General features: G+C 46.9%; 7 protein-coding genes. 6 read left to right on the top strand and 1 reads right to left on the bottom strand.

What is annotated here, in order from left to right:
* Nucleotides 1–230 (bottom strand): transposase (locus J4G07_06030; GenBank protein MCE2413545.1); only part of this gene is annotated, 230 nt, incomplete at its 3' end.
* Between the two features lie 219 nt (nucleotides 231–449).
* On the opposite strand from J4G07_06030, the gene J4G07_06025 reads away from it, so the two are divergent.
* From J4G07_06025 to J4G07_06000, 6 genes are all read left to right on the top strand, one after another.
* Entirely contained in the window at nucleotides 450–3,515 is a 3,066-nt protein-coding gene (locus tag J4G07_06025) for a TonB-dependent receptor (protein MCE2413544.1), read from the top strand.
* Between the two features lie 580 nt (nucleotides 3,516–4,095).
* On the top strand, nucleotides 4,096–4,602 hold the full coding sequence (locus tag J4G07_06020) for a hypothetical protein (GenBank protein ID MCE2413543.1): 507 nt from the start codon (nucleotides 4,096–4,098) through the stop codon (nucleotides 4,600–4,602).
* Nucleotides 4,603–4,817: 215 nt separating this feature from the next.
* Nucleotides 4,818–5,027, top strand: a complete 210-nt coding sequence (locus J4G07_06015; GenBank protein MCE2413542.1) for a type II toxin-antitoxin system HicB family antitoxin — start codon at nucleotides 4,818–4,820, stop codon at nucleotides 5,025–5,027.
* On the top strand, nucleotides 5,017–5,238 hold the full coding sequence (locus J4G07_06010; GenBank protein MCE2413541.1) for a type II toxin-antitoxin system HicA family toxin: 222 nt from the start codon (nucleotides 5,017–5,019) through the stop codon (nucleotides 5,236–5,238). The genes J4G07_06015 and J4G07_06010 overlap by 11 nt, the downstream gene beginning before the upstream one ends.
* A gap of 11 nt (nucleotides 5,239–5,249) precedes the next feature.
* The gene (locus J4G07_06005) at nucleotides 5,250–5,789 is read left to right on the top strand and encodes a 2'-5' RNA ligase family protein (GenBank protein ID MCE2413540.1); all 540 of its coding nucleotides are present in this window, start codon (nucleotides 5,250–5,252) and stop codon (nucleotides 5,787–5,789) included.
* A 39-nt stretch (nucleotides 5,790–5,828) separates the two neighbouring features.
* A complete protein-coding gene (locus tag J4G07_06000) occupies nucleotides 5,829–7,640 on the top strand; it encodes a glycosyltransferase family 39 protein (GenBank protein MCE2413539.1) in 1,812 nt (603 codons plus the stop codon).
* The last annotated feature ends 44 nt before the right edge of the window (nucleotides 7,641–7,684 follow it).

Genomic DNA, 7,684 nt, shown 5'->3' with positions numbered 1-7,684 from the left:
TTTTGTAATGACCACGCGTAAGGGATATTCCAATGCTTGTATTTCTCAAGTTTCTTGAGTTTCGTCAAATGGGCAGACATTTTGCGATAGGACACTCCCTTGCCATATCTTCGGTAATATCGCATACAGAGGGCAAGGAAGTGATTCCGCACAACGCCACAGATATTACACGCGTCGCGCAAATGACGTAACGTTTTATCCTTGAAAAGTTTATGTGTCGTGTTTCGCATGGACTTTCACAGACCACAGGTTTAACCCCGTTCAAGTGGGTAGGCAGACACGTAACCTTGCGGTTACGCTTGAACTGTCTGCCACTGTGATACTCTTAATTATACAACATTTTAGACCGAAAGTCAAATTTATTTTTCAACGGTTTGGTCTAATTAACCAAGGCGGTGTCTACATCCTCTGAATGAATTCAGGGGTTTTGACACCGAAATACGCTAAAAATGAAGAAAAATAGTATCTTAAAAACTTTTAGCGGCAGGTTTCAAAAATTTGCAAGTTTCGCTAAAGTAACACTTCTCTTACTCGTTACAGCATATATGGCGGTAGGAATCAACTTCAATGCCTCTGCTGCGATCACTGGAAAAATTTCTGGTGTCATCACTGCTGAAGCGACGAATGAACCGCTGGCGACTGTCACGGTAACACTCGTCGGAACGAGTACCACTGCAACAACCAACGCTGCTGGCTACTACGTTATGACCAACATCCCACCGGGGAGTTATGATGTAAAGGTTGAGATTACCGGTTATGCGGCGGAGACTGTCGCGGAAACGAAAGTACTCGCCGGTCTTACGACGGCATTAGATTTTTCATTGAAGAGTGCTGCGGTGCAACTTGAAGGTATAAAGGTAACGGCTGTTAAGCCGCTGATTAAGAAAGATGTCACGCAGTCGACAAGAATCATTGAATCAGATGATATTGAGGCGATGCCCCGCGACACCGTGAATGGCATTTTACAGACTTTACCTGGCGTTGCCGTGCTAAACTCAACCGGTTCAACCCATGTTCGGGGTGGCAGGTCGATGGAGATTCGGTATCTCATTGACGGTATCCCAATTAATAATCCGATCAGCAGAAGTTTGGGTTTAAGTATCGGCACAAATTCCCTTGAGCAAATGGAAGTCATCACCGGTGGGTTCAATGCCGAACACGGTGATGCGCAATCCGGTATCGTTAATCTCATCACGAAGGTCGGAACAAATAAATTCTCTGGTAGAATCCGCTACCGAGTCGGACAGTGGGGGACACACCACGGTGATCCGTTATACGGTCCGTGGCTCGATCCTGATAACCGATTTCGACCCGTTGCGATTGAACCCTTCAGAGGTATTTTCTTCGGTCAACCCTACGATTATCAGAAGCCATACCGTGGACAGGATGTCACGGTTGCGGAGTTAGCGGAACGCGAGGACGACGAACAGGTAGTCTTTACGGAGATTTTCCCCGGTGTGTATGCAGACAGGACAGAAAACCCGCTCCAGCCCGTGATGGATCCGGAAACGGGTGAACCGCAGGTTAACCCCGATACAGGTGAACCGATTATGACACGCCAACCTTATCGGGATGCCGATGGCACTGTTATTGACTATGAGAAGAAACAGGTTACTTTGTTAGACGGTTACGTCGTCGATCTCGAACAGTATCAGGGATTGTACAACGACACGAAGGAGTACGATCTATCTCCAAGTCATATCGGTGAATTCGCGCTTAGCGGACCGATATGGGGGAATCGGTTGACATTCGCTGCCTCCAGTCAGCTTTCACGAAATCACAGTTTTTTCCCGAATAGCAACGGGACATCATATATCTTCCAAGGGAAACTGAAGTTTGAAGTAACGCCGAGCATCAAACTCACCGCAAGTGGGCTTTTCAATCGCGGCGAAAGTCATTCCTATGGGGGTTCGCTCCGCTTTTGGCCCAGTGCCGTTCCGGTGGCAAATTCAAGTGCGCGGAATACGTCCGTGCGACTCTCACATAATATCAACTCTGGTACTTTCTATACGTTGACAGTTGGACAATTTCATCGTGCTGGTGAGTCGCATCAACCCGGAAAGATGTGGGATCCATTGGAAAAGGCGTTTGATGAAAACGCATGGGATCCCGATAAATCCTTTGAGCAGAATCAGGAAGAAGGCAGGATCCGGAACCCGCCCCAACAGGCGTATAACGATACAACCTATTTCGTTGCAGGTGACAGTAATTCTTGGGGTTCCAGTGAGGCAACGACCTCAATCGTAAGAGCGGATTTTGCCAGCCAAGTTACGTCAAATCACCTGATTCAGACAGGGATTGAGTTCTTGGGATATGATCTCTATAATCTCAGCACAACGAATTACGGAAGCTCCAATCTCTATATGGAGTACTACGATGTCCAGCCGCAATCCTTGAGTATGTATCTCCAAGACAAGATGGAGTATGAAGGCATGATCGTCAACGCCGGTTTACGATATGACCTGTATAATCCGTCTGGTATTTCACCCGCAGACCCGTTTGATCCACTCGAATTGAACGACGATGGCACAATCAAACTCGATAAAAGCACCTATAAAGTTGGACTCCCGATCATCAAAGATCCGGTTGAGGCTTCCACCAAACACATGATTGCGCCACGTCTCGGCATCTCCTTCCCGGTTACCGACCGATCAAAGTTACACTTCACGTACGGGCATTACTACCAGATTCCACGGGGTGATGATCTCTACGAAAATCTCAGTTTTGATATGCGGGGCGCAATCCGAAGAAGAGGGAATCCTGACTTAGATCCAGAGAGAACGATTGCCTATGAAGTCGGGATCATACGACAATTCACCGATGATTTGACGATTGACCTCACCGGGTTCACCAAGGATATTGACAAACTCGTCAATAGTGTGCACGTTGACATTACCAACGATTACAGCTACTTCCTCAATGATGAATTCGAGGGTATGATCCACGGCATCTATGGACGGGTTCAAGGTTTTGAACTCACGATTCGCAAGTGGCGCGCAGGCGGCAGTCCGGTCTCTGGGATGCTCAGTTACACCTATTCCGTCGCGAAGGGAAAAGGTTCCAGCCGAAATCTCGGATACCTCACCTACTACCGGCAGCAGCCTGACGTAACGGAAAGCCATCCACTGGCATGGGATCAACGTCATATCTTGTCTGGACTTTTGGACATCCAATTGCCGTTTGATTCTGCTGTCAATCTTATTGGCAGATATGGCAGTGGTTTGCCCTACACACCAAATCCAAGAGCACCCGTCAAACCCGACATCAACTCGAAGCGGTATCCGCCGACCTATAATGTTGACGCGCTTATCAGTAAACGGAGTCGGATTGGTGGGTTAACCTACACCTTCTTTGCGGACATTCGGAACATCTTCAACACGAAGAATCTCGACGATCTCCTTGATGCAGTGACGTATGACCGATACGGTATCCCACTCGACAGCCAGAAGCATGCACATCCGCTGTCATGGAGTTCACCGCGCTTAATTATGATGGGTGTAAGTTTGGATTTTTAGGAAGGGAAATTCTTAATGAAGAAAATCAATATTGCAGAGGCTGATGTGGTCACTGTAGCGGCTTGGTTACATGAGCACTCATCTGATATCCCTAGTGTTTCTGATTATCGCCCCCTGCTATTAAGATTATCGATTCTGTTCTTCAGATTAACAGAAATTACAAAAAAATGGTGTGTCCTCGCCTGAAAGTTTTTGAGAGGAAACATCCTAAGATACAACGGGTAGCCGAATTAGCTCAGCTTATAGATAACTACCTAACGCCTCATGCGTTTGTGAAAGAGGAACTTAACTACAATCATGAAGATCGTGCTAGGATCCTTCAGTGTCTCGTAAAACGTGTTTGCACAATTGTTGATGAGGCAAAGACTGTTGAAGAGGAAGAAGAAGTTCTCAAGCAATGGGCGATCAGGTCCAAACCTCAAGATTATCAGAAGTTGAATATCACAGGTTTTAGCTATGCGAGTTTTCAGTACCTACGAATGCTCTTTGGCGTGCAAACCGCAAACCTGACAGACACATTATCAGATTTCTATTCGAACTCTTAGGTCGGGATGTTTCACCTCCTGAAGCGCGTTGTCTCTTGGAAGAAGCCTCGAAGCGCGAGGGACTTCCCGTTCGTGATGTTGACAGGTTCATCTGGGATTTGCGTGCTGGAGGACAACGAGATACTGAGACGGATCTTACTGATTGCAGCGAATTTTGGACACCGATCTGCAAGGGTGAACTTGGTGAACTGTTTGCCGGAAAACCTGAGTCTATCAATAAAAAAGGTTGGATGAACGAAGGTTGGTTGGGTAAAACCGTCCACTGCGATATAGAAATGTGGATGAGGGTGACTAACCGAGCGTGTTATATCCAATTGTACTTCTACGGGGAAAACCCTTCTAAAAGTGGAAACGAGGTAATGGCGTTATTTTCACAATCAGGTTACGATTGCAAAAATACAGACACATCCACAGACACAAGAGTTAAGTTTTCTGTCCTTAACAAAGGCAAAAATGACCGAGATGATTGGCCTGAAATGCGCAAGAAATTAGTCGCTATGGGTACCGACATCTATAATAAAATCAAAGAGTCTGACCTATAGTAACCCAGGTTGCCACCATTTATGGACATGGCACCTTCTTCGGCTTGCAGTGCCTTGAAAGAACGATTTTCTATAGATCTATTACCCCTACGCGGTGGGGAATAGACTGGAAAGGCCTTTTGGTGAGTCAATACATCGGAAATACCGAGCGATGTGTATGAAGGTACACGTGCCGTTGTAAGTTCCACGAACTGGGAGAAAGGAAAAATCGAAAAATGAAAACTCAAACGTTTACAGCGAGTATCTGGCGAGAAGATAACTGGTTTATTGCCCAATGTTTAGAGGTTGATATTGCAAGTCAAGGTGAAAGTGAAGAAGCGGCTTTGGACAATCTAACAGAAGCATTGGAACTTTACTTCGAGTCACCTCAACCGAGTTTGAAACCAGTAATCCGGAGATTTGAGGCAAAAATCAGTGCCGCTTAGACCACTCTCGTATCGTCAAGTCAAACGTAAACTGGAGAAGGCAGGATTCACAATAGCGAGTCAGCGGGGCAGTCATATAAAATTTGTCCGATACAACAGCGATGGGGTTCAGACAGCGATTGTCCCATATCATCGCGAAATTTCGGTTGGTCTGCTGCGAAGCATTTTGCGCCAAGCAGGATTAACGCCAAACGAGTTTGACAAACTTTAAAGAGGTGAAGTATGCCGTTTGTTGCTGAACTGTATTTCGATCCCTCAACCGAGAAACGCATTCGCGATGCATGGAAAGCCCTTGATGAAGCAGGGATTAGTGATTCTATGCCCAAAGGTGGCTACCGTCCGCATGTATCGCTTGGGGTTTGCGACCATCTTGAGACAGATTCACTCGCACAGGAGCTTTCAATCTTTGCGGAAGGTGTTACACCATTTCGATTGTTGTTTCCCAACATAGGCATCTTTTCTACATCGGAAGGGGTTGTTTACTTAGGAGCGACAGTCACCGCGCAGTTGCTGAATGTACACACAGCATTTCATGAAATCTTCAAAAAACATGCAAAGGAACAACGGGAATATTACACTGTTGGACAGTGGGTGCCGCACTGCACACTTGCTTTCGGTTTATCAGAGGACCAGATTGTTGAAGCGGTAACCGTTTGTCGACAAATTGATTTACCAGTTTCCACGGACGTCAAAGAAATGGGATTGGTGAAGGTTTTACCTACGGGTTGTCAGGCACTGCACGTGTACAATCTCAAGTCGTAGAAGGGATAGAAGCGTTTCAGACGAATTCATAACATAGCAATGAATTTTGGAGGAATCCGCTTAAACAGCGAATTTACACTCGTAAAAATTGTCCTATTCTGTATTCTAATCGCCTCCGGTGTTTTGGTGCTACGGAACCTTGGACACAGTGGCATTACCTATTGGGACGAAGGGTTCCACGCCGTCGTTGCCCGGAATTTGACGAAGCATCCGCTCAAATTCACGCTCTACGATCAACCGTGGCTCCCTTACGACTACAAAGGGTGGGGTGAGAACCACATCTGGCTACATAAACCCCCTGTGGCGATGTGGACGATCTGGCTCTCACACCTTATTTTTGGCATCAATACGTTCGCACTCCGGTTGCCGTCGGCAATCAGTTTAGTTGTGACAACATGGTTGACATATCGGATCGCATCGGATCTCTTTGACAAACGGGCAGGACTCATTGCGGCATTTCTTCAAGCGTTTAACCCGTTTCTCTTTGAGTCCGTTCACGGCTATCGCTATTCGGATCATATTGACATTGCTTTATTGCTCTGGGTACAGGTTTCGTGTTGGTTCCTGCTCCGCGCCATTCGGACGGGAAAACGGAAAAATTACATCTTATCCGGCGTTGCGATGGGGATTGCGTATCTGTCGAAAAGTTATCTCGCACTCATCACCTTTGGTATCGCGCTTGCCATTTGGTGTGTTAAGCGGGGCAAACACATCTATCACGAGAGACGGGTATCGGATAACGATGGGCAAAGCGAGGCAACGGACGCAAAGATTCGTATTCGTCTCAGCGACATTGGATTACAACTTTTAGCCGCTATTGCGACAGTAGCACCGTGGGTCATCTATTGCCTGATTTACTATCGCAAGGAATTTCTTTGGGAACACAAACGCGTGCTTGATCACCTCAACACTGATGTCGAGAGTTGGGGGACAAGTTGGGATCGACCACTGTTTGATTATATGCCGCTGTTTTATCCGGTCTTCTATGCCGTCCTCGTTGCGGCGGTGTTGTGTCTAATCGTGGTCATGTTCAAACGTTGGCAGTTAGCGGAACTTTTTGTGTTAGCGTGGGGTATCGGTGTGATTGTTCCGCACACGCTTGCACAGACGAAAACGCCATCGGCAACAATGATTGCTGTGCCACCACTACTAATGTGTCTCGCAGCGGTCATCAGTCGGGCGTGGCAACGGCGGGACTGGATTTATACCGCTATTTGGATGGCGGGGATGCTCGCGATTACTATTATTTCTGGCGGACGCACCCGCGTTAAGAGTCGGGACCAGTTCGATGGACTCAAGGAGATTGCCCCGTTTATCCAGACGAATTTCTGGATTGTTGAGCAGTTGATCGCGTTCGGAGTATTACTCGCGATTTTCGCGGGTATGTATATGCTGGTTCGCCATCGCAGTGTGCAAAGATGGATATGGCTTGGACTCCGCACGGTGGCACTGATAATTGCGTTATTCTATGCTGGGCGCTATGTGCACGCCGCTTACAGGGTTACAGAACGGAATAGCCAAGTCCCCTTGTATGAAGCAAGTGGACCACGTCTCCAGCGTGAAATGCCAGAGAACGCTTGTTTCTTTCTTGACGATGAACGCGTCGGCGCGCATTTCGATTTGATGTATTACGCTGACCGATCAACGTATCAGATTTACAATAAACACATGAAGGCACCTCGCGATTTCAAAAGCCAAGCCGGGATAGCACGTAAAGCAGGGGCAATTCCTTATCTTTTCTCTGTCAAAGAGACGGTTTACGATTATCCGCTGTTCATTGAAAGTGAGGTGGACATCGGGAATGGAAAAATACAATGGTATCGAGTTTTTGAGATTACGGAGACCGACTAACAATGGAAATTAAACCAATTAAGACCGAAGCAGACTATGAGGCC

The organism is Candidatus Poribacteria bacterium, assembly GCA_021295715.1.
Classification (GTDB): domain Bacteria; phylum Poribacteria; class WGA-4E; order WGA-4E; family WGA-3G; genus WGA-3G.
The sequence above is the reverse complement of the archived record's forward strand: the minus strand, read 5'-3'. Positions and strand labels throughout refer to the sequence as shown.